The organism is Aliirhizobium cellulosilyticum (assembly GCF_014198105.1).
GTDB classification, from domain to species: Bacteria; Pseudomonadota; Alphaproteobacteria; order Rhizobiales; family Rhizobiaceae; genus Neorhizobium; species Neorhizobium cellulosilyticum.
Map to the genome: position 1 here is coordinate 65747 of NZ_JACIGW010000009.1, position 23514 is coordinate 89260.

18 protein-coding genes are annotated in these 23514 nt (G+C 59.7%); 9 read left to right on the forward strand and 9 right to left on the reverse strand.

What is annotated here, in order from left to right; translation table 11 throughout:
• Window positions 1-158 precede the first annotated feature (158 nt).
• Window positions 159-1082, forward strand: a complete 924-nt coding sequence (locus tag GGE33_RS24440) for a methylenetetrahydrofolate reductase (protein ID WP_183829261.1) — start codon at window positions 159-161, stop codon at window positions 1080-1082.
• Between the two features lie 76 nt (window positions 1083-1158).
• Here GGE33_RS24440 and GGE33_RS24445 read toward each other — a convergent pair whose 3' ends face one another.
• The 3 genes from GGE33_RS24445 to mprF form a co-directional block, all read right to left on the reverse strand.
• Window positions 1159-1812, reverse strand: a complete 654-nt coding sequence (locus GGE33_RS24445) for a TerC family protein (RefSeq protein ID WP_148147725.1) — start codon at window positions 1810-1812, stop codon at window positions 1159-1161.
• Between the two features lie 314 nt (window positions 1813-2126).
• Entirely contained in the window at window positions 2127-3512 is a 1386-nt protein-coding gene (locus tag GGE33_RS24450) for a virulence factor family protein (protein WP_183829384.1), read from the reverse strand.
• 50 nt (window positions 3513-3562) lie between these two features.
• Window positions 3563-6139 (reverse strand): bifunctional lysylphosphatidylglycerol flippase/synthetase MprF, encoded by a 2577-nt coding sequence (gene mprF / locus GGE33_RS24455; protein WP_148147724.1) that lies wholly within the window; start codon window positions 6137-6139, stop codon window positions 3563-3565.
• Between the two features lie 199 nt (window positions 6140-6338).
• On the opposite strand from mprF, the gene GGE33_RS24460 reads away from it, so the two are divergent.
• Genes GGE33_RS24460 through GGE33_RS24490 form a run of 7 tightly spaced genes read left to right on the forward strand, consistent with a single transcriptional unit; the run spans window position 6339 to window position 14284 of the window.
• A complete protein-coding gene (locus tag GGE33_RS24460; RefSeq protein ID WP_183829264.1) occupies window positions 6339-8681 on the forward strand; it encodes a bifunctional salicylyl-CoA 5-hydroxylase/oxidoreductase in 2343 nt (780 codons plus the stop codon).
• A 12-nt stretch (window positions 8682-8693) separates the two neighbouring features.
• The gene (locus GGE33_RS24465; protein ID WP_183829267.1) at window positions 8694-9488 is read left to right on the forward strand and encodes an SDR family NAD(P)-dependent oxidoreductase; all 795 of its coding nucleotides are present in this window, start codon (window positions 8694-8696) and stop codon (window positions 9486-9488) included.
• Window positions 9485-10336, forward strand: coding sequence for an enoyl-CoA hydratase family protein (locus tag GGE33_RS24470; protein WP_183829271.1), 852 nt, complete (start codon window positions 9485-9487; stop codon window positions 10334-10336). Before GGE33_RS24465 ends, GGE33_RS24470 begins: the two co-directional genes overlap by 4 nt.
• Window positions 10336-11511, forward strand: a complete 1176-nt coding sequence (locus GGE33_RS24475; protein ID WP_183829275.1) for an acyl-CoA dehydrogenase family protein — start codon at window positions 10336-10338, stop codon at window positions 11509-11511. Before GGE33_RS24470 ends, GGE33_RS24475 begins: the two co-directional genes overlap by 1 nt.
• 2 nt (window positions 11512-11513) lie before the next feature.
• On the forward strand, window positions 11514-11945 hold the full coding sequence (locus tag GGE33_RS24480) for an acyl-CoA thioesterase (protein ID WP_183829279.1): 432 nt from the start codon (window positions 11514-11516) through the stop codon (window positions 11943-11945).
• A complete protein-coding gene (locus GGE33_RS24485) occupies window positions 11923-12318 on the forward strand; it encodes a RidA family protein (protein ID WP_183829282.1) in 396 nt (131 codons plus the stop codon). The genes GGE33_RS24480 and GGE33_RS24485 overlap by 23 nt, the downstream gene beginning before the upstream one ends.
• Before the next feature lie 4 nt (window positions 12319-12322).
• Entirely contained in the window at window positions 12323-14284 is a 1962-nt protein-coding gene (locus tag GGE33_RS24490) for a 3-hydroxyacyl-CoA dehydrogenase NAD-binding domain-containing protein (RefSeq protein WP_183829285.1), read from the forward strand.
• Window positions 14285-14461: 177 nt separating this feature from the next.
• Here the strand turns inward: GGE33_RS24490 and mmsB are convergent, their stop codons facing one another.
• The 6 genes from mmsB to araD1 all read right to left on the reverse strand — a co-directional run bounded on the left by mmsB (window position 14462) and on the right by araD1 (window position 22198).
• Window positions 14462-15652 (reverse strand): multiple monosaccharide ABC transporter permease, encoded by a 1191-nt coding sequence (gene mmsB / locus GGE33_RS24495; RefSeq protein ID WP_183829288.1) that lies wholly within the window; start codon window positions 15650-15652, stop codon window positions 14462-14464.
• 3 nt (window positions 15653-15655) lie between these two features.
• Window positions 15656-17215: a multiple monosaccharide ABC transporter ATP-binding protein gene (gene mmsA / locus GGE33_RS24500; RefSeq protein WP_183829291.1), complete on the reverse strand. Its 1560-nt coding sequence runs from the start codon at window positions 17213-17215 to the stop codon at window positions 15656-15658.
• Window positions 17216-17270: 55 nt separating this feature from the next.
• Entirely contained in the window at window positions 17271-18332 is a 1062-nt protein-coding gene (chvE, locus tag GGE33_RS24505; RefSeq protein WP_183829294.1) for a multiple monosaccharide ABC transporter substrate-binding protein, read from the reverse strand.
• 103 nt (window positions 18333-18435) lie between these two features.
• The gene (locus GGE33_RS24510; RefSeq protein ID WP_183829297.1) at window positions 18436-20265 is read right to left on the reverse strand and encodes an IlvD/Edd family dehydratase; all 1830 of its coding nucleotides are present in this window, start codon (window positions 20263-20265) and stop codon (window positions 18436-18438) included.
• A gap of 2 nt (window positions 20266-20267) precedes the next feature.
• Entirely contained in the window at window positions 20268-21194 is a 927-nt protein-coding gene (locus GGE33_RS24515; protein ID WP_183829300.1) for a Gfo/Idh/MocA family protein, read from the reverse strand.
• Window positions 21195-21205: 11 nt separating this feature from the next.
• Window positions 21206-22198 (reverse strand): AraD1 family protein, encoded by a 993-nt coding sequence (gene araD1 / locus GGE33_RS24520; RefSeq protein WP_183829387.1) that lies wholly within the window; start codon window positions 22196-22198, stop codon window positions 21206-21208.
• A 316-nt stretch (window positions 22199-22514) separates the two neighbouring features.
• On the opposite strand from araD1, the gene ytfQ reads away from it, so the two are divergent.
• Window positions 22515-23483, forward strand: a complete 969-nt coding sequence (gene ytfQ / locus GGE33_RS24525) for a galactofuranose ABC transporter, galactofuranose-binding protein YtfQ (protein WP_373289457.1) — start codon at window positions 22515-22517, stop codon at window positions 23481-23483.
• Window positions 23484-23514: the final 31 nt, after the last annotated feature.

The window sequence follows — 23514 nt, forward strand, 5'->3', positions numbered from 1 at the left end:
CTTGTCAACGGAACTGATCTCCTTCGTTACGGACGAAATCAAACCGAAAGTGACGCAGCGAGAAAACTCCTCTACACAAAGCTGTGCCAGAAATGCCGTCTTGCACACGTCATTGATAGTGGCAGGCAGACAGTCTTGTGATGTAGAAGGCAGTCGATATGGCAATTCTGAACCTTTTCAAGAACCGGCGAGCAGACGAGAAGGCGGAGCGGGCAAGTTTCGGCGCTCTTCTCGACGGCTATTCGATCGAGGTCATGCCGCGCACGGCGGCCAAGATCGACAATTTCCGCGAATTCCTGCCGGCCGGAATGCGCGTCTATATCGCCCATATCGACGGCACGCCGATCGAGGACATGGTCGCGACGGCAAAACGGCTCACCGAAGACGGCTACGCGGTGATGCCGCATGTTCCCGCCCGCCTCATCCGCGACAAGGCAACGCTGGAAGACTGGATCAGCCGTTATGTGAACGATGCTGGCGTCACTCAGGCGCTGCTGCTGGCCGGTGGCCTCAACGTCCCCAGGGGTGATCTCGAAAGTTCGCTGCAGCTTCTGGAGACCGGCCTGTTTGGTCGTTACGGCTTCAAGCGACTCCACATCGCCGGCCATCCGGAAGGCAATAGGGACATCGACAAGGATGGCACGACAAGACTTGTCGACCGGGCCTTGAAGTTCAAGCAGGCCTATTCGGAAAACAGCGATGCCGAGATGGCGATAGTCACCCAGTTTGCCTTCGATGCCGGATCGATAACCCGCTGGGTGGAGCGTATCGCCGATGCGGGCGTGACGCTGCCGATCCATCTCGGCGTTGCCGGACCGACGAAACTGCAGACGTTGATCAAGTTCGCCATTTCCTGTGGCATTGGCCCGTCACTGAGCGTTTTGCAGCGACGCGCGATGGATCTGAGCAAGCTGCTTGTTCCTTACGAGCCTGACGAGTTCCTGACCGAGATCGCCAACTACAAGGCAACCCATCCGCAAAGCCTGATCGACGAGATCCATGTCTTCCCGCTCGGCGGCATCAGGGCCAGCGCCGACTGGGTGAACGAGCGCGTGCTCAAGGGCAAGGTAGCGAGCCAATAGCTCGATAACGGACGTTAGAAAGAAAACGGCGCGATCCGAGGACCGCGCCGATTTTTTATCGTGGAAGAGACTGCGATCAGCCCGAAATATAGGGCAGGACCTCATTCGTACCGCGCCAGATCATTTCGAGCGCAACGTAGAGAATGACGGCGAGACCGACATAGGCGATCCAGCGATGCCTGTTGAGCAGGCGGGCAATGAAGCTTGCGGCAATACCCATCAATGCGATCGACAGAACCAGACCGAAGATCAGCACTTCCGGGTGCTCGTGCGCCGCACCGGCCACAGCCAGCACGTTGTCGAGCGACATGGAGACGTCGGCAATGACGATCTGCCAAGCGGCCTGGGCAAAGGTCTTGCGGGGTGCACCACCGGCGACCGTACCATCGGCATTAAAATCGCTGTCGGCAAGAGCCTCATTGGCTTCGTCTTCATGCTGATGAGGCGTTCTGAGTTCGCGCCACATTTTCCAGCAGACCCACAAAAGCAGAACGCCGCCAGCGAGCAGCAGGCCGACGATCTGCAGCAACTGCGTGGTCGCCAGTGCAAAACCGATACGCAGCAGCGTAGCGGCAATGATGCCAACCAGAATGGCCTTGGCGCGCTGTTCCTTCGGCAAGCCTGCCGCAGCAAGGCCGATGACGATCGCATTGTCACCAGCCAGAACCAGATCGATCATGATAACTTGCGCGAGGGCGGACAAGGCCTCAGGCGTGAAAAATTCCATCATAAGACAACCTATTTAGACGGGGTGCCTCATGTCCTGACGACCTTTGGGGCGTGTTCCGGGCAATGAACCCAAGGACACACATTCCATCTGACCAAAAACCATCACGACACCGGGCACCGATATTGGACAATCCAGTCCGACATCACAGTTCATGGAAGAACTGCCAGAGGGGCCCGGTCCTGGTCGACCAAGATTTAGCGCCGGCTTGAGCGAAACTCAAGTGGCCGACTCACGAAACCGTCAGATCCTCGTGATCTCCGCTACCGCAACGGCCGAATTGTCGGCCCGCACCGCAACTCGCCTCCGATGCGTTTTCACTTCGGAAGCCGCTTCTGCAAGCTGTCCAGGATGCGTTTTCCGAGCGCCTGGTAATCCTCGTCGAAGTGATGCCCGCCATCGATCGCCACCGTTTCCACGCCGGATGCCTTCATCGAAGGGCACGGGTCATCGTCTTCTTCGGTGCCGTAGATGCACTGGACGAGGCCGCTCTTGATCTTGGCGATATCATCGACCGTCGTTCCACCCTCGCCTGCTCCGGCCATGCCGAGCCAGCCGGTAACGGAAATTTCGAAATCCACTTCCTTCGAAAGCGCCAGCAGCGAAAGCTGTTTCACCCGTTTTTTCTCAGCCTTCGGAAGAAGATTGTAGGCCGCGGGAATCACATCCGCACCGAACGAATATCCAATCAACACGACATTCGAGACACCCCATTGATCGGTATAGGTATCGATGATCCGCTTCAGATCGTCTGCTGTTTCCTGTGGCGTGCGTTTCGCCCAGAAATACCGCAGCGAGTCGACGCCGATGACGGGAACGCCTTGGCTCTGCAGATATTCCCCAAGCTCACTGTCGAGATCGCGCCAGCCGCCATCGCCGGAATAGACGATCGCCATCGTGTCCATAGCCGGCTTTGTTTCCAGAACGGAAAGCGGCAGGTCGAGAGCACCTTCGGATTTCCCCGACGATAGCTGGTTCTGCAGCCACGTTCCGAGATAATCCTCTGCGTCATCGGAAGTTTCCTTCACGACGATATCGCTATGGGCCTGTTTCAGGGTAAGCGCATGCGTCTTGCCAGCCGGATCCGCCTCCGGCGTGAAAGCAACCGTTACTGGAGCCGGCAATGCACCGTCAGTCAGTCCGTAGACGATCCCGGTATCGGTGGGGCGTTTGTCGGCAGGTGTGCAGAGCTGCTTCTTCAAAGGCACGATTTCGCCCGGATCAACGGCGATCGCACCGCCGATCGTTGCAAACGGGCTCTGTGCGATCATCGCGAGCGCAAGCGTGCCGCCTTCTTTCACGCCGGCCAGAATAGGATGCCGGTATTCGCGGTTTGCCACCCGCCGCTGTACCTGCTGCGAGAGATCCTCGATATCAGAAACCATGTAGATGCAGTCACCGTCGTCCGTCGCCAGCGATTTCATGTAGGAGGGGAAATCGATGCCGACGACGGCAGCCCCACTCTCGACGAGATCCTTCGCCTGCGCTTCCTCGGCAGCACCCCAACCTTTCGCATCGGAAATCAGGAACACCGTGCCGGCCAAATCCTGTCCCTGCGGAAGATAGATATGCGGCGAGGGAATGAGCCCGGTATGGTAGTCCTGATCGGCCACAGGATTTTCGGCCTGTGCCTGAGGCGCTGCCAGGGTGGGAGATTGGGCGGGAGCTGGTGTCTGGGCATGCGTCAGGGGCGCAAACGCCATGCTCAGCGCCGTTGTCAGGCCAAGCGTAAACAGTGTTGCAAGACGCATTCTCATTTACCCACTACTCCTCTCAACCCACCACCGATCAAAAGCGTCGCATCCATCATGGCGACAGCCGGACCGATGCCGGAAACGGCAAGATAGCGCGGTTCCCAGCGAGGGTGAAACTTTGATTTGAAGGCCTTCAGGCCCTTGAAGTTATAAAACCGCTCGCCGTGTTCGAAAATGACGCTGCCGATCCGGTCCCAGGCGGGTGCCGCTTCGCGCTGCGCCATGCCGGAAAGCGGCGCCATGCCGAGATTGAATTCCTTGAAGCCGGCATCGCGCAGATGCTCCATGATCCGAACGAACAGAAAATCCATCGATCCTTTCGGCGCATCCGGTGCAAACCGCATCAGGTCGACCGTTCCTTCCTGTTTGGTATCGGTGACGGCAAGCGTTGCAAACGCGACGATCCGGCCCTCTTTGCGCAGAATGCCAACCGGTTGCGACAGCACGTAGTCATCGCGGAAAGCGCCGAGCGAAAAGGTCTTTTCGCGCGTATTGTGTTCGTCGAGCCAACTGTCGGACACGCCACGCAGGGCCTCGAGCTGGTTGGCAACCTCATCCGGCTGCAGCATCTCGAATTCGAGCCCTTCGCGCACACCCTTGTTGATCGCTTGCCGGAGGCCGGATAGCCGGCTGCCCTTCAATTCGAAACCCGCAAGATCTACGACGGCAAGTTCGCCCAGCCGGAAGGCGCGCATACCGGCATCTGTGCAATAGGCGAGAAGATCAGGCGAAATCTGATAGAAGACAGCACGCCCGCCACCGGTTCTCGCCTCTTCGACGAAACGCCAGACCAATTCGGCGATCTCGTCACTTGGACCGATCGGATCAAAAAGCGCGATCCAGGAACGGCCCTGGATGCCATACATGATGAATGCATTGCCGCTCGCGGAAAACATCAACCGCTTGTCACCCATGCGAACGAGGTTGGCGTCCGCGAAATCCTGGGCCATAGCGATATTTGTCGCCTGTGTCAGCTCTTCCGCGGTCGACAGGTCCGATCGCTTCACGGCAGGCCGTAACAGGCTGAAGATCGACACGACCGCAGCGACGATGGCTATGCCGAGCATAGCGCGCAGACCTCGCGGTGCCTCGGCAGAGAATTCGAACCGCCACCAGAGATCGCGACTGTAATCGACCTCACGATAGACGAAAAACAGGATCGTGGTGGCAGCAGCGACGAGGATCAACATAGCCACTATCCATGGCGGCGTCAGCGCCTGGCGCAGCATCGAGGCCGGGCGGTTGAATTGTCGGGCGCTGAGCAAAAGCCCTGCCAGGAGCACCGTAAGGAACACAGCTTCGAAAAGTGCTAGCGCCTTGAGTAGCGAGAACAAAAGACCGAGTGCCGTGCAGAGGACTGCTGTCCACCATGCACCATCCAGCCTCTGCGCCAATCCGCGAGCGCTGACGAAGAGCAAGATGCCGATAATACTGGAGAGAAAATGCGCGCTTTCAACCAACGGCAGCGGCATGTAGCTGCCAAGGAAATTGAGGTTGGAATCCGGCGTCGGCGTGACGCTCGAAAGAACCAGCATCGCACCAGCGATCAGCGCGAAGGCGGACAGCAGGAGAGGCGCCAGCCGAAACTCAAGCTTTCGCAATGTGGAAGCAACCGGATGTTTCGACAACTGCCGCGCTTCGAGAAAGATGACGAAAAGCGTCGCGATCAGCAGGGGCAGGACGTGATAGATGACGCGGTAGAGGACGAGGCTGCCAAGAACCTGATCGATATCGACGGTGTTGCCGAGAGCGGCAACGATAATTGTCTCGAAAACGCCCAGCCCCGCAGGAACGTGGCTGAGAACGCCGGCACCTACGGCAGTCGCGTAAATCGCCAGAAAAGACGGCCAGCCGATAGTGGTCTGAGGCAGAAGAACGTAAAGCACGGACGCGGATGCAGCGATATCGAGTGCAGTGACGAGAAATTGCTGCGACGAAGTGCGGCTGTCGGGAAGCCTTAGATGCACCTTTCCGATTGAGATTGTGCGCCCGTCACGACCGATGAAAACCAGTATGCTCAGGCCGACGATGATGACCAGGGCGATGATGCGGATTGCCGTATCGCTGACACCGATGATCTGGCCGACCCGCGGGGCAGTAACAAGACAGGCAAGTGCCGTGACCGACAAAAGGCCAATGCCGAAGGCGAAAGTGACAAACGCGATGACACGGCCGATATCTTCCGGCGAAAGACCTAGCCGCGAATAACCGCGAAACCGGATGGCACCGCCGCTCAGCGCACCGAAACCTGCCGTATTGCCGACAGCATAGGCGCTGAAGGCCGTCATCGCCACTGGCACCGTCGGCAGCTTGCGGCCGATATAGGTCAGGGCATTGAGATCATATCCGACCAGCGCTGCAAAGCTTAGGCCGGTGAAGAACACGGCAAGTGCGATCGACGACCACGAGGTCGAGACCAGCGCCTCGATCACCTCGTCATAACTGACTTCTGTCGTTAGCTCGTAAATAGCCAGAGCGGTGAAACCGAAGACCAGAAGCACGATGAAGGAAACGAACAAGCCGCGATGGGCCTGGAAAAAATCGCGGACGTAACTGCTAGAACTGTTGGACGCCATGGTCTGCTTTGCCCCGAAGACAAGCGATAAGATCTGAAAACGCGGTGCGAAAAGCAACTGGATCACGGCTTAAGTGTGTCATCCGCTGATTTGCGCAACCGCTCCTATCATATGCTTCTTAATATCGCTTGACGGAATCTGCGCGGCCCATATAGTTTAAACTTAAAATAACTACATACGGGAACTTCGGGAGATATTCATGCGCATCGTCTGCATCGGTGGCGGCCCGGCTGGGCTCTATTTCGCCCTGTTGATGAAGAAGTTTCATCCCGAGCACTCGATTGCGGTTGTAGAGCGCAATCGGCCCTATGACACATTCGGTTGGGGCGTGGTCTTTTCAGACGCCACCATGGTGTCGATGCATGCCTGGGATCCGCAGAGTGCTGTAGAAATCGAGGATGCCTTCAACCACTGGGACGATATCGAGCTTCTGTTCAAGGGCACCCGCCAGCGCACATCCGGCCACGGTTTTGTCGGCATCGGCCGTAAGAAGCTCCTGAACATCCTGCAACGTCGCTGCGAGGCGCTTGGCGTCGAACTGGTATTCGAAACCGATTCTGATGGTGACACCGACTACCCCGATGCCGATCTGATCATCGCTTCCGATGGCTTCAACTCGAGGATCCGCAATCGTTATCCGGAAGTCTTTGAGCCGGATCTCGCCGTGCGCCCGAACCGCTATATCTGGCTCGGCACCAACAAGCTCTTCGACGCTTTCACCTTCGATTTTCGTAAGACCGATCACGGCTGGTTCCAGGCGCATATCTACAAGTTCGACGAAAACACCTCAACCTTCATCGTCGAAACGACCGAAGAGGCCTACGAAAAGCACGACCTCGGTCAGATGGACCAGCAGGGCTCGATAGACTTCTGCCAAGGGCTCTTTTCCGAAGTGCTGGAAGGCGCCGAGTTGATGACCAATGCGCGGCACCTGCGCGGTTCGGCATGGCTGAATTTCAACCGGCTGATCTGCGGCAAGTGGAGCCATTTCAACGGCAATTCCCATGTCGTGCTGATGGGCGACGCTGCCCACACAGCCCATTTCGCCATCGGCTCCGGCACCAAGCTTGCGATCGACGATGCGATCGAACTGACCAACCAGTTCAACCGGCTCGGCCACACAAAGGAGGCCATTCCGCAGGTTCTGAAAACCTATGAAGATATCCGCCGCATCGATGTCGCCCGCATCCAGAACGCGGCGCGCAATGCGATGGAATGGTTCGAAGTCGTGGGTGAGCGTTACGCCGATACGCTGGAACCGCCGCAATTCATGTATTCCATGCTCACCCGCTCGCAGCGCATCAGCCACGAGAACCTGCGCCTGCGCGATCCCGTGTGGCTCGAAGGCTACGAGCGCTGGTTTGCGGAAAAAAACGGCATCGAAGTGCAGGGCAACGGCCGCACCCTGCCGCCGATGTTCACCCCCTATTCGCTACGCGGCACCCACCTGCCGAACCGCATCGTCATGTCGCCGATGGCGATGTATTCGGCAAAGGACGGGTTGCTCGACGATTTTCACCTCGTGCATCTCGGTTCCCGCGCGCTCGGTGGCGCTGGCCTCGTCTTTGCAGAGATGACCTGCGTCTCTCCCGATGCACGCATCACCCCCGGCTGCCTCGGCCTGTGGAACGACGAGCAGGCGATGAGCTGGAAGCGTTTTGTCGATTTCGTCCATGCCAATTCGGAAGCCAAGGTCGGCATCCAGCTTGGACACGCGGGGCGAAAAGGTGCAACGAAACTCGCATGGGAAGGTATCGACCAGCCGCTGGAAACCGGCGCATGGCCACTGATTTCCGCTTCCGCCCTACCCTATCTCAAAAACAGCCAGGTACCGAAGGCGATGGATCGCGCCGACATGGACCGGGTAAAGGCGGACCATGTCCGCGCCGCAAAATATGCCACCGAGGCAGGCGCCGACTGGCTGGAGTTGCACTGCGCCCACGGCTATCTTCTGTCGAGCTTCCTTTCGCCCCTGACAAATGTCCGCACAGACGACTATGGCGGCAGCCACGAAAACCGTGCGCGCTATCCACTGGAAGTTTTTACCGCGATTCGCGAAGTCTGGCCGGGAGATAAGCCGATCTCGGTGCGCCTCTCCTGCCATGACTGGGCCGATGGCGGCAACACACCGGAAGACGCTGCGATCTTCGCAAAAATGTTCAAGCACGCAGGTGCAGACCTGATCGACTGCTCCTCGGGCCAGGTTTCCAAGGAGGAAAAGCCGGTTTATGGCCGCCTGTTCCAAACACCGTTTTCGGACAAGATCCGCAACGAGATCGGCATTCCGACCATCGCCGTCGGCGCAATTTCCGAAGCCGATCAGGCAAACTCGATCATCGCCGCAGGCCGAGCCGATCTCTGCGCCGTCGCCCGCCCGCATCTCGCCGACCCCGCCTGGGTTCTGCATGAAGCAGCGAAGATCGGCCTGACAAGCATTGCGTGGCCGAAACAGTATCTCTCCGGCAAGACGCAATACGAGACGGGCCTTGCCCGCGCCGCTGCTGCCCCGCCGCCGGTCGGCCCGACCATTGACGCGCGATAAGGACCGGATGCGATGACCAGCACATCCGGCAGGCTTTCAAATGGCCACGCACTCGTCACCGGCGCCGGTTCCGGCATCGGCGCCGCAATCGCAAAGGCATTGGTCGAGGCCGGAGCGCGGGTGACGCTGGCAGGCCGGCGGGCACAACCGCTCGAAGCGCTGGCAGCGGAACTCGGCGCGGGCAAGGCCTTCGTGGTCGCCGGCTTCGACGTGACGGATGCCGCCGCAATCGCCACCGGTCTCGATGCTGCGCGGAAAAAATTCGGACCGGTGACCATCCTCGTCAACAATGCCGGCGAAGGACCGAGCGCGCCGTTCGAAAAGACATCGCTCGACCTGTGGAACCGGGTGATGGCCGTGGATCTCACCGGCGTTTTCCAGGTGACCCAGGCCGTGCTGCCGGACCTCAAGGCTTATGGCGAGGGTGCCCGCATCATCAACATTGCCTCGACCGCCGGGCTGACGGGTTACGCCTATGTCTCCGCCTATGTGGCTGCCAAGCACGGCGTTGTCGGACTCACCCGCGCTTTGGCACTGGAACTGGCGAAAACCGGCGTGACGGTCAATGCCGTCTGCCCGGGCTTTACCGATACGCCGCTGATCGCCCGTTCGATCGAGACGATCGTGGCAAAGACCGGCCGCTCGCCGGAGGACGCATTGAAGGAATTCACCAGACACAATCCGCAGGGGCGGCTGGTGCAGCCGGAGGAAGTCGCAGACACGGTTCTGTGGCTGGCTTCGCCCGCCGCCCAATCGATCAATGGACAGGCAATCGCGGTTGCCGGTGGGGAGGTTTTGTCGGGATGAGCAACGCAACGGTTTCGATGGCGGGGCAGCTGAAGCCTTTTCGGGGATATCAGGCCAGACACTTTCTCTGGGAGGTCAGCGAAGACGGCCGTGTCGGCACGATCCGGCTGAACCGGCCGGAGCGCAAGAACCCGCTGACCTTCGAAAGCTATGCCGAACTGCGCGATCTGTTTCGCGATCTGGCCTATGCGTCCGATATCCGCGCCATCGTGCTGACCGGTGCCGGCGGCAATTTTTCCTCCGGCGGCGATGTCTTCGAGATCATCGAGCCGCTGACGAAAATGCCTATGCCCGAGCTTCTGGCCTTCACCCGCATGACCGGCGATCTGGTCAAGGCGATGAAGAAATGCCCGCAGCCGATCGTCGCCGCAGTCGAGGGCATCTGTGCCGGTGCCGGCGCGATCCTCGCCATGGCATCGGACCTGCGGCTTGCAACGCCGGAAGCGAAAACTGCCTTCCTCTTCACCCGCGTCGGTCTCGCCGGTGCTGATATGGGCGCCTGCGGGATCCTGCCGCGTATCATCGGCCAGGGCCGCGCCGCCGAACTTCTCTTCACCGGCCGCTCGATGACGGCCGATGAGGGGCATGCCTGGGGATTCTACAACGCCCTTCACGCATCGGACGCGCTGGAAGCCGAAACCCTGAAACTCGCACACTCACTGGCCGACGGCCCGTGGTTTGCCCATACGATGACGAAAACCATGCTGAACCAGGAATGGGCCATGGGCCTCGACGAGATGATCGAGAGCGAAGCTCAGGCGCAGGCGATCTGCATGGCGACCAGGGATTTCCGCCGCGCTTTCGAAGCTTTTGCCGAAAAACGCAAGCCGGTTTTCGAGGGCAACTGATGGCGGTGCATTCGACGCTTCCCGGCCCCGCGCGCGATTTTCTCGACTGGCCCTTCTTCGATGCCAGCCACAAGGCGCTGGCAGAAAAACTCGATGCTTTCGCATCCTCTGGCGCGCTTGGCGATATCGACCATGCTGACGCCGACAAGGCCTGCCGTATGCTCGTCAGGTCACTGGGCGAGGCAGGCCTTCTGGATGCCGCAACCGGCGTCGGTGGCACGACCCCGATCGACAGCCGCGCCGCCTGCCTGACCCGGGAAACGCTGGCCTGGCATGACGGATTGGCCGATTTTGCCTTCGCCATGCAGGGCCTCGGCACCGGCGCGATCGGCCTGTCCGGTTCGGAAGACCTCCGCGCGACAGTCCTGCCGAAAGCCCGGTCCGGCGAATGGATCGCTGCCTTTGCTCTCTCGGAAAAGGATGCCGGGTCGGATGTCGCGGCCATGACCTGCGCCGCCAGCAGGGATGGTGAGCATTATGTGCTCGACGGCGAAAAAACCTGGATCTCAAACGGCGGCATTGCCGATGTCTACACGGTCTTTGCCCGCACCGGCGAAGCGCCCGGCACGCGCGGCATTTCCGCTTTCGTCGTCCTTGCCGATGATCCCGGCTTTTCGACAACCGAGCGCATCGACGTGATCGCCCCGCATCCACTGGCAACGATCCGTTTCGACAATTGCCGCATTCCGGCGTCGCGCCTGCTCGGTGCCCCCGGCGAAGGTTTCAAGATCGCCATGCGCACCCTCGACATTTTTCGCGCTTCCGTCGCGGCAGCTGCTTTGGGCTTTGCCAAACGCGCGCTGGATGAGGCACTTGCCCATGCGAAATCGCGAAAAATCTTCGGCAACACCCTGTCCGACCTGCAACTGACGCAAGCAACCCTTGGCGACATGGCGGCCGAGATCGATGCCGCGGCACTGCTGGCCTACCGCGCCGCCTGGCGTCGTGATGTGCAGGGCCTGCCGACCACGAAGGAGGCGGCGATGGCAAAGATGGTCGCGACTGAAAACGCCCAGAAGGTGATTGACCGCGCCGTGCAGATGTTCGGCGGCCGCGGCGTACGCGTCGGCGAAATCACCGAAAGCCTTTACCGGGAAATCCGGGCTCTGCGCATCTATGAAGGCGCGACCGAGGTGCAGAAACTCATCATCGCCCGCGAATTGCTGAAGGCATGACCATGGCGTACACGACGACGCGGCGGCTGAATTTCGGAGATTGCGATCCTTCCGGCATTGCCTATTTCCCGTCCTATCTGCACATCATGGTCGGGGTTTATGAGGAATTCTTCGAAAGCCTCGGCTTCGCGTGGCCCGAAATGATCAACGAGCGAAAGCTCGGTTTTCCGACCGTCACGCTGGACCTCACTTTCACCAATCCCGGTTTCCACGGCGACCGGATGGATTTTACCCTCAAACTCGCAAGGCTCGGCAACAGCTCGCTTGATCTCGAGCACGAAGTCCGCGCGGGAGACCGCCTGCTCTGGACGGCCCGGCAAAGGCTCGTCCTAACCTCTCACGAAACAACCAAGGCCTGCCCCTGGCCGGATGATCTGCGCGCCGCGCTGACACAGCATTTGGAGAACGAAGATGCACACGATTCTGCAGCCTGAAGGCTGGGCCAAACCGATCGGTTACGCCAACGGCGTCTCCGCCACCGGCCGCCAGATCTTCGTCGGCGGGCAGATCGGCTGGAATGCTCAGTGCCAGTTCGAAACCGACGATTTCGTCGGCCAGGTGAAACAGACGCTCGAAAATATCGTGGCAGTGCTGGCCGCGGGCGGCGCAAAGCCGGAGCATATCACCACCATGACCTGGTATTTCACCGACAAGGCCGAATATCTCGGCAACCTGAAGGGTATCGGCCAGGCCTATCGTGAGGTGATCGGCAAGCATTTCCCGGCAATGGCGGCGATGCAGGTCGTGGCGCTTGTCGAGGATCGCGCCAAGATCGAGATCCAGGCGACGGCCGTCGTTCCGGAGTAAGGCGATGAGCGATGTGACGACCTTCTCCGCCACGGTTACCGCAACGACCCGAAACGGCATTCTGGTCGTCACCATCGACAATCCGCCGGTCAACGCCACCTCCGCCGATGTCCGTCTGGGACTTTCCCGGGCGCTCGCCCATGCTGAGTTAGAAGCCACGATCTCTGGCCTCGTGATTACCGGCGCGGGAAAAACCTTTATCGGTGGCGCAGATATCAAGGAATTCGGCAAGCCGGCTATCGAGCCGACGCTGCCCGACGTGATCGAACGGATCGAGGCCCTGTCTAAACCGGTCGTCGCGGCGCTGAATGGCGCTGCCCTCGGCGGCGGATTGGAACTGGCGCTCGCCTGCCATTATCGCATTGCTTCCCCTGCGGCGCAGCTTGGCCTGCCCGAAGTGAAGCTCGGCATCGTACCCGGTGCAGGTGGCACTCAGCGCCTGCCGCGGCTTATCGGCATTCCGGCCGCGATGGAGCTTATTGCGTCGGGACGAATCGCCAGGGCCGGAGAGGCGCTGTCGCTTGGCATCATAGATGAAATGGTCGAGACCGATCTTATCGAAGTGGCCATCACCGCCGTGCAAAAGCTGGTGGGTACGCCACTTCGCAGGACGAGTGAGCTGGCTATTGCTTCGGCCGATCCAGCGGAGCTCGAAAAGGTATCGGGAAAGCTCCTTGCAAAGGCACGTGGACAGAACGCACCGGCGGAAGCTGTGCGGCTCGTCGCATCCTCGCATCGCCCGCTTGGCGAAGGGTTGGCGGATGAGCGCGCCACCTTCCTCACCCTGAGGGACAGCCGTGAAGCGGCAGCGCTGCGGCACGTCTTCTTTGCTGAGCGAGAAGCCTCGAAGGTCGCCGGACTGGAAGGTGTCGATCCGCGCCCGGTGAGCACAATCGGCATCTGCGGGCTTGGCCTGATGGGCAGCGGCATTGCTGTTGCGGCGCTCGGCGGAGGCTACACGGTCATCGGCCTCGACCAGACACCGGAGGCGGCCGAAAAAGGCCACGAGCGGATCATCGGCCTTCTGGAGCGCAACCTTGCCTCTGGCCGGCTGGATCAGGCCGGTTTCGACACTCAGACGGCCCGGCTATCGGCCACCGCAACGGATGCTGACCTTGCCCCTTGCGACCTTGTGATCGAAGCAGTGTTCGACGATCTCGACGTCAAGATCGACCTCTTCCGCCGCCTCAATAAGGTGATCCGTCAGGACGCCATTCTTGCCACCAACACCAGCTACCTGAACCCGGACGAGATCGCCTCAGCGACCACATATCCCGAGCGCGTGCTCGGCCTGCATTTCTTCTCACCCGCCCATGTCATGCGCCTGCTCGAAGTCGTGCGTTGCAGGGAGACTGCCCCGGATGTTCTCGCCACCGGCCTCGCTGTTGCAAAACGACTGAGAAAGCTGCCGGTCGTGACCGGCGTCACCGAAGGTTTCATCGGCAACCGCATCTTTTCCGCCTATCGCCGCGAGGCCGAGTTCCTGCTGGAAGACGGCGCACTGCCGCACGAGATCGATGCGGCGCTGGAGGACTATGGTTTTCCGATGGGCCTTTTTGCCGTCTATGACATGGCAGGCCTCGAAATCGCCTGGGCGCGCCGCAAGCGCCAGGCAGCAGCGCGCGATCCTTCCGAACGTTATGTCGAGATCGCCGACAAACTTTGCGAAGCCGGCCGTCTCGGCCAGAAATCCGGCCGCGGTTGGTACGCCTATCCCGATGGTAAGCGGGCCGTCGATCCCGAAGTCACGGCAATCATCGAGGCGGCACGGTCGAAGAAGAGCATCAAACCGCGGGCCTTTTCGAAAGATGAAATACAGCAACGGATGTTGGCCGCCATGGTCGCGGAGGGTGAGGCGCTACTCGCCGAAGGCATCGCAGCCCGGGCAAGCGACATCGATCTGGTGATGATCAACGGCTATGGATTCCCCGCTCACAAGGGCGGGCCTATGTTCGCGAAGGGCTGAACGGCCCGCTCCACCGTCTTCCTCGGGCTTGTCCCGAGGATCCAACCACGTTGAAATTTATCGAAGCGTCGCAGATCCTCGGGACTAGCCCGAGGATGACGCAATGTTGTGATGTGCGCCCTCAAACAGAAAGGGGCGCCGAGACGCCCCATTCCTAATTCGTAAATGCGGACTGGCCTATCGGCGCTGGTTATATACGTCGACGCAAACCGCACCGAGCAGAACCAGCCCCTTGATCACCTGCTGGTAATCGATGCCGATGCCAAGGATCGACATGCCGTTGTTCATCACGCCCATCAGGAACGCGCCGATCACGGCACCCGTCACCTTGCCGACACCGCCATAGGCCGATGCGCCGCCGATGAAGCAGGCCGCGATGACGTCGAGCTCGAAGCCGGTACCGGCCTTCGGTGTGGCGCTGTTGAGGCGTGCCGCAACGACGAGACCGGCAAGTGCTGCCAGCACACCCATGTTGACGAAGGTCCAGAACACCAGACGCGTCGTCTTGATACCCGACAGTTCCGCCGCGCGGGCGTTTCCGCCGACGGCATAGATCTGCCGGCCCAGGATCGTGCGGTTGGTGAAGAAGCCATAGGCGACGATCAGCACGGCCATGATGATCATCACATTCGGCAGGCCACGATGTGACGAGATCAGGTAGGCGACGAAGGCAATCGCGGCGAAGACCAGAACGTTCTTGGCGACGAAGAAGCCCATCGGTTCGCTTTCGACGCCATGCAGGACGCGACGCGCGCGGCTGCGGAAATTCTGCCAGACCATCAGAACGGCAACGGCCAGCCCGATGATGAAGGAGGTCACATAGATGCCGCCATCCGACGAGATCAGCTCGACCATATAGCCGGAGGACAGTTTCTGGAAGATCGGCGGGAACGGACCGATCGCCTGGCTACCGAGAATGGCAATCATGAAGCCGCGGAAGACGAGCATGCCGGCGAGCGTCACGATGAAGGACGGAATCTTGAAATAGGCAACGAAATAGCCCTGGATACCGCCGATAATGCCGCCGACCACCAGGCAGGTGAGGATGGCGAGCGGCAGGTTGATGCCCCATCTGACCATCAACAGACCCGCCAACCCGCCGATGAAGCCGGCAACCGAACCGACCGAAAGGTCGATATGGCCGGTAACGATGATCATCAGCATGCCGAGCGCCATGATGACGATATAGGCGTTCTGCAGCACGATATTGGTGACGTTGAGCGGCTTCAGGAGAATGCCGCCGGTGGCAAACTGGAAGAATATGACGATGACGACAAGCGAGATCAGCATGCCGTAATCGCGCAGATTGTCCTTCCAGAAACCGGTGCCCGCTTTCGGAGCCACTACTGCTTCCTGTGGTGTGCTCATGGGTTATCTCCCTTTGCGGCGCATGATGGCGCGCATGATATTTTCCTGCGTGGCCTCTTCGCCGGCCACTTCGCCGACAAATTCGCCCTCGTGCATGACCATGATCCTGTCGCAGGTGCCGATGAGCTCGGGCATTTCCGACGAGATCACGACGACGGCCTTACCGGCATCCGCAAGTTCGTTGATGATCGAATAGATTTCGTATTTCGCGCCGACATCGATACCGCGCGTCGGTTCGTCGAGGATCAGGATGTCGGGGCCGGTGAACAGCCATTTCGACAGCACCACTTTCTGCTGGTTGCCGCCCGAAAGTTTTCCGGTTTCCTGATAGACGTTGTGGCTGCGGATCCGCATGCGTGTACGGAATTCCTGCGCCACCTTCATTTCCCTGATGTCGTCGATGACACCGCTGGACGCCACGCCGCCGAGATGCGCAAGCGAGACATTCTTGCGGATGTCCTCGGCAAGGATCAGGCCGAGCTGCTTACGGTCCTCCGTGACATAGGCCAGGCCTGCCTTGATCGCCCGGTGGACGTTCGACGTATCGGCTTCCTTCCCGTGAATCTTCACGGTTCCGGTGATGTCGCGGCCATAGGCACGACCGAACACACTCATCGCGAACTCGGTACGTCCGGCGCCCATCAGGCCCGATATGCCGACAACTTCGCCTGCCCGAACCTTCATCGAGACATTCTTGACCATCTGCCGGCTGGAATGCTGCGGGTGGTAGACAGACCAGTTCTCGACTTCGAAAATCACATCGCCGATCTTCGGTGTGCGGGCCGGATAACGGCTTTCGAGATCGCGATCGACCATGCGGCGCACTATTTCGTCTTCGTCGACTGCGCCTTCATGACAATCGAGCGTGCCGACGGTACGACCGTCGCGCAGAACCGTGATGCGATCGGCGACTTCGGTGATCTCGTTCAGCTTGTGGCTGATCATGATCGAGGTGATACCGCGACGGCGGAATTCCTTCAGCAGTTCCAGAAGGGCGGCGCTGTCGGTTTCGTTGAGCGATGCGGTCGGCTCGTCGAGGATCAGCAGGCGCACATCCTTCGACAGCGCCTTGGCGATTTCGACCAGCTGCTGCTTGCCGACGCCGAGATTGGTGATCAGCGTTTCCGGCGCTTCTGTCAGGCCGACCTTGGCAAGCAGTTCCTTGGTGCGAATGTAACGCTCATCGCGGTCGATCACACCGAACTTGGACGGCGAATTGGCGAGAAAGATGTTTTCCGCGATCGACATCAGCGGAATGAGCGCAAGCTCCTGATGAATGATGATGATGCCGAGCTTTTCGGAATCGTTGATGTCGCGGAATTGGCGTTCTTCACCGCCGAAGAGGATCGATCCCTCGTAGGACCCATGCGGATAGACACCCGACAGAACCTTCATCAGCGTCGACTTGCCGGCACCGTTTTCGCCGACGAGAGCATGAATCTCGCCTTCCCGAACGGTGAAGCTGACATCGGAAAGCGCCTTCACGGCGCCAAAACTCTTCGAAATGCCCCGCATTTCGAGAATGGGCGGCTTTTCCGCCGCAGATAATACGGGATCAAGCATGACGACTCCCAATATGAAGGGGCCGCGCGGCAGGTCGCCGCGCGGCCTGAATGGATTACTTGATCTGGGCTTCGGTGTAGTAACCGCTCTTGACCAGCAGATCGACATTGGTCTTGTCGATGGCAACCGGCTTCAGGAGGTAGGACGGAACGACCTTGTTACCGTTATTGTAGGTCTTGGTGTCGTTGACCTGAGGCTCCTTGCCGCTCATGACGGCATCGACCATGTCGACGGTAACCTTGGCGAGATCGCGGGTGTCCTTGAAGATGGTCGAATACTGCTCGCCGGCAATGATCGACTTGACCGAAGGAACTTCGGCGTCCTGACCGGATACGAACGGCATCGGCATGTCGCCGGAGCCGTAACCGACGCCCTTGACCGACGAGAGAATACCGATCGACAGACCGTCATAAGGCGACAGGACCGCGTTCAGCTTCTTGTCGGAATAGGTCGAGGAAAGGATAGCATCCATACGCGACTGTGCAGTTGCAGGGTCCCAGCGAAGAGTAGCGACCTTGTCCATGCCGGTCTGGCCGGAACCGACAACGAGGGTGCCCTTGTCGATCAGCGGCTGCAGAACGCTCATGGCGCCGTCATAAAAGAAGTAGGCGTTGTTGTCGTCCGGCGAGCCGCCGAACAGTTCGATGTTGAACGGGCCCTTTTCGGTATCGGCCTTGAGAGCCTTGACCAGCGAGGTTGCCTGCAGAACGCCGACCTGGAAGTTGTCGAAGGTAGCGTAATAATCGACATTCGGGGTGTCACGGATCAGGCGGTCATAAGCGATGACCTTGATGCCGGCAGTATGCGCCTGAGCAAGCACGTCGGACAGTGTCGTGCCGTCGATCGAAGCGACCACGAGCACCTTGGCGCCCTTGGTGATCATGTTTTCGATCTGGGAAAGCTGGTTCGGAATGTCGTCTTCGGCATACTGGAGATCGGTGGTGTAGCCGCGCTCCTGAAGCACCTTGATCATGTTGTCGCCGTCGGCGATCCAGCGGGCGGAAGACTTGGTCGGCATGGCAACGCCGACGAGGCCCTTGTCCTGCGAGAATGCGGGGGCAGCGAAGGCGATCGAAGCCATCATCGCCGCCGAAGCAAGCAATTTAAGTATTTTCATTGTACACTCCTCCGTAACGGTGGCCCCCAACGGGCCACCGAGTTAGTTCGGGCTGGCTCCTCGCCGCCCTCACGACCTCAAAAAGGACGCCTGCCTTTAAAGGTCAGTGATTGTCGCGCGGCAGACCTTCGGTCTGCGCAATGCGCTGGTATTTGACAGCCGGCTCAAGAACCGCGCCGGTCTCCATCTGTCCCACGATGCCGCGCTGGATCTCCTGCCAAGGCGTCTGGTGCTTGGGATAATGATAACCGCCATTGGCTTCCAACTCGCGGCGACGTGCGGAAAGCTCGTCGTCGGAAATCAGGATATTCGCTTCGCCGCGGCCAAGGTCGATACGTACCCGGTCACCTGTCTTCAGAAGCGCCAGGCCGCCACCTGCCGCCGCTTCCGGAGAAGCATTGAGGATCGAGGGGCTGCCCGACGTGCCGGACTGGCGACCGTCACCGATGCAGGCGAGCGAGCTGATGCCACGCTTCAGAAGGTAATCCGGCGCACGCATGTTGACCACTTCGGCCGCACCCGGATAACCGATCGGACCGGCACCGCGCATGAACAGAACCGTGTGTTCGTCGATGCCGAGAGAGGGATCGTCGATGCGGTGATGATAATCTTCCGGACCATCGAACACCACGGCCTTGCCTTCGAAGGCTTCCGGGTCGCTCGGGTTCGAAAGGTATCGTTCGCGGAATTCCGGCGAGATGACGCTGGTCTTCATGATCGCCGAAGAGAACAGGTTGCCGCGCAGCACGCGGAAGCCGGCGCGTGCCTTCAGCGGTTCGTCATAGCGCTTGATGACCTTGTCATCCTCAATGATCGCCCCGCGACAGTTCTCACCGATTGTCTTGCCGTTGACCGTGATCGCGTCTTCGTTGATCAGGCCCTGGCCCATCAGCTGGTTGACGACCGCCGGAACACCGCCCGCATGATAATAGTCCTCGCCGAGATATTCACCGGCCGGCTGCAGGTTGACGAGAAGCGGCACTTCCTCGCCATAGGTCTGCCAGTCGTCGACCGTCAGTTCCACGCCGATATGGCGGGCAAGCGCGTTCAAATGGATCGGCGCATTGGTCGAACCGCCGATCGCCGAGTTGACGCGGATGGCGTTGACGAAAGCATCCTTGGTCAGGATGTCGGAAGGCTTCAGGTCTTCCTTGACCATCTCGACGATACGCAGACCGGTCAGATAAGAGACCTCCTGACGATCACGATATGGTGCCGGGATGGCGGCCGAGCCCGGAAGCTGCATGCCGAGCGCTTCGGCAAGCGAATTCATCGTCGTCGCCGTACCCATCGTGTTGCAGTAGCCGGTCGACGGAGCCGACGAGGCCACCAGCTTGACGAAGCCGGCATAATCGATTTCGCCCTTGGCCAGCAGTTCGCGTGCCTTCCAGACGATCGTGCCCGAACCGGTGCGCTCGCCGCGGAACCAGCCGTTCAGCATCGGACCGACGGAAAGGGCGATCGACGGAATGTTCACGGTGGCCGCCGCCATAAGACAGGCCGGTGTGGTCTTGTCGCAACCGATCGTCAGCACGACACCGTCAAGCGGATAGCCGTAGAGAACCTCGACGAGACCGAGATAGGCAAGGTTACGGTCGAGACCCGCGGTCGGGCGTTTGCCGGTTTCCTGGATCGGATGGACCGGGAATTCGATCGCGATACCGCCGGCTTCACGAATGCCTTCGCGCAGACGGTTGGCCAGTTCGAGATGATGACGGTTGCAGGGCGACAGATCGGAACCGGTCTGCGCGATGCCGATGATCGGGCGATCGGACTGAAGTTCGGCCTGGCTGAGGCCGAAGTTCATGTAGCGCTCCAGATAGAGCGCCGTCATGTCGACATTGTCGGGATTGTCGAACCAGGCGCGCGAACGAAGTTTGCGCTTAGCCGTGGTTGCAATCTCGGTGGACGGGGTTTTGCCGTGATCTGCCATTGTCAGTCCTCGAATGCTTCAGTTTCGATGCGCCGGCCCAGCATGAAGGCATCGGCCACATGCACCAGCGGCGAAAAGTCGGTATCGCTTTCGCCCTTGGAGACGAGCGTGACGAAATCCCGGTAGAGATTGCGATATTCGCGATCTTCCTCGACGATCTGCGCCTCGCCATCGACGATCAGGCGGCTGCCGCCATGCGTCAAAACGACTGGGCCTTCTTCCGTCTCGACACGGATATCCCAGGTCTGCGGGCCTGTCTGGCGCCAATCGAATTCCGCCGTAATCGGCAAGCCGGATGCGGTCTCGAACGTCAGATTGGCGGCGATCGGTGCTGCGCGATTGGAAGGAATGGTCAGGTCCGAATGGGTGAGATGGAATGTCTCCGGCATGATGCGGGTGACGATCGACAGCGCATTGATGCCCGGATCGAACACGCCGAGACCGCCCGGTTCCCAGATCCAGGCCTGGCCCGGATGCCAGTGACGAACGTCTTCCTTCCACGCGACCGAAGCGCTTTTGAGCTTGCGCTTGGCAAGCAATGCCCGCGCCGGCTCGACGCCTGCGGCACCGCGGGAGTGCCAGGTGGCAAACAGGCTCAAGCCCTTGGACTTGGCCAGCTTTTCCAGCGCGAAGACTTCGGAAAGCGTAGCACCCGGCGGCTTTTCCAGCATCACATGCTTGCCGGCCTCGATCGCAGCCTTGGCCTGGGCGAAACGCCCCTGCGGCGGCGTGCAGAGCGAGATCGCGTCCAGCTCGACGCCGGATGCCAGCATTTCATCGATGTCATGAAAGCAGTGAACGCCTTCCAGCTTGGCGTTACGGCTGGCGACAGCCGTCAGTTCGATACCGTCGGTCGCTTCGATCGCGCCGAGATGCTGATCCCTGGCGATCTTTCCAAGCCCGACGATGCCGAGACGAATTTTACCCATATCAATTTTCCTTAAAGCTTGCGCACGTCAACCGACATCGCCGCGGCGACGGTCAGACGGTTGACGAGCGGCAGCTTGAAGGGCGCAGCATCGATCTCGAACACATCACCTTCTTCGGTCTTGATGCCGTGCGAGACGGATAAGGTAGCCGTGCCGAAGAAATGAACGTGCAGGTCGCCCGGCGCGCGGAAGATGTCGTATTTGAAGTTATGGTATTCGAGATTGGCGATCGAGTGCGACATGTTGGCTTCGCCCGACAGGAAGGGCTTCTCGAAGATAACCTGATCGCCACGGCGGATGCGCGACGTGCCCTCAACGTGATCCGGCAAGTCGCCGATCAGCAGCTCCGGCCCGAGCGACGCCTGACGCAGCTTCGAATGAGCGAGCCACAGATAGTTGCCCTTCTCGGTCACGTGATCGGAAAACTCGTTGGCGAGACAGAAACCGACGCGGAAGGGCGTGCCATCAGGACCGATCAGATAGATGCCGGCAAGTTCCGGCTCTTCGCCACCATCGAGCGCGAAGGAAGGCGAGACGAGATCGGAGCCGGTGGACCTGAGTTGCGAGCCATTGCCCTTGTAGAACCATTCCGGCTGCGCACCAATCTGGCCCGGGGCAGGCTTGCCGCCTTCGACGCCCGACAGGAACATGCGCATGGAATCGGTCGGCTTGTCTTCAGCCTGAGCGGCCTTGTGCATCTTGTCGCGACCATCGGCCGAACCGAGATGCGTCAGACCTGTGCCGGCAACGATGAAATGAGCGGGATCGGGATGCGAGATCGGCAGACCGATACGGCCTTCGCGCGCAGCAAGCTCGACATCGATATCTGCACCAAAGCCGAGCGCTTCGATCTGCGCCGCAAGACTGCGGCCCGCAGCAATTGCCTGCATCGCCAGATCATAGGTCGAAGTCACACCATTGACGACATGGCCGGGGCCCTGCCCCTCCCATGCAACAACCTTGGTTGCACCAGCGTCATCGGCAATCTGCAGAATTCTCAGCATCAAACCCGTCATCCATTTTGTCTGATTTGACATGGCGCCTCCACAGGCCATGCCGTCCTCCTATCAGGTCGCGGACCTGACATCTTTCAAAAATACGACTATTGGATTTGCGTTGCCGATGTCAAGAACGTCTTTTTCCGTAAAGGTAAATCGGCATTGGTCAATTTTCAGGCTATAGGCCCAACCAATACACGCAATTCGCCAACATTTCCGACAGTTTGATCGAATTTTCGGCAAGTCGTTAAATTGGGGGTTGAAAAAGTATTATTATATGCCAATCCTTGCCTCGCCAGTTTGCTTCATCATCTCTGGGAGGATTAAGATGAAAAAAGCTCTCGTCGCGGCAACTGCTGCCGCTATTTTTGCAACTCTTGCATCCGGCGTTTCCGCAAAATCACTGACAGTCGGCTTCTCGCAGATCGGATCTGAATCCGGCTGGCGCGCAGCCGAAACGACTGTGACCAAGCAGGAAGCCGAAAAGCGTGGCGTTACGCTGAAATTTGCTGACGCCCAGCAAAAGCAGGAAAACCAGATCAAGGCGATCCGCGGCTTCATTGCCCAGGGCGTCGACGCCATCCTGATCGCTCCGGTGGTCGCCACCGGCTGGGATGCGGTTCTGAAGGAAGCCAAGGAAGAGAAAATCCCGGTCATTCTTCTCGACCGCGAAATCGAGTCCCCCAAGGATCTTTATCTGACCGCCGTAACCTCCGACCAGGTCTTCGAAGGCAAGGTCGCCGGCGAATGGCTTGCCAAGGACGTCGGCTCCAAGGACTGCAAGGTCGTCGAGCTTCAGGGCACGACCGGCTCTTCACCGGCAATCAACCGCAAAAAGGGCTTTGAGGAAGGCATCAAGGCTGCGTCCAACATCAAGATCGTGCGCTCGCAGACCGGCGACTTCACCCGCACCAAGGGCAAGGAAGTCATGGAAAGCTTCATCAAGGCGGAAGGCGGCGGCAAGGATATCTGTGCCGTTTACGCCCATAATGACGACATGGCTGTCGGCGCAATCCAGGCGATCAAGGAAGCCGGCCTGAAGCCGGGCACCGACATCAAGATCGTCTCGATCGACGCCGTGCCGGATATCTTCCAGGCTATGGCCAAGGGTGAAGCCAACGCGACCGTCGAACTGACGCCGAACATGGCCGGCCCCGCCTTCGATGCTTTGGAAGCGTATCTGAAGGACAAGAAGGAACCGAAGAAGTGGATCCAGACTGAGTCCAAGCTCTACACTCAGAAGGACGATCCGATGAAGGTCTACGAAGCCAAGAAAGGCCTCGGCTACTGATCTCCCGCTGTCGGCGCTCGAAGCCGGACAG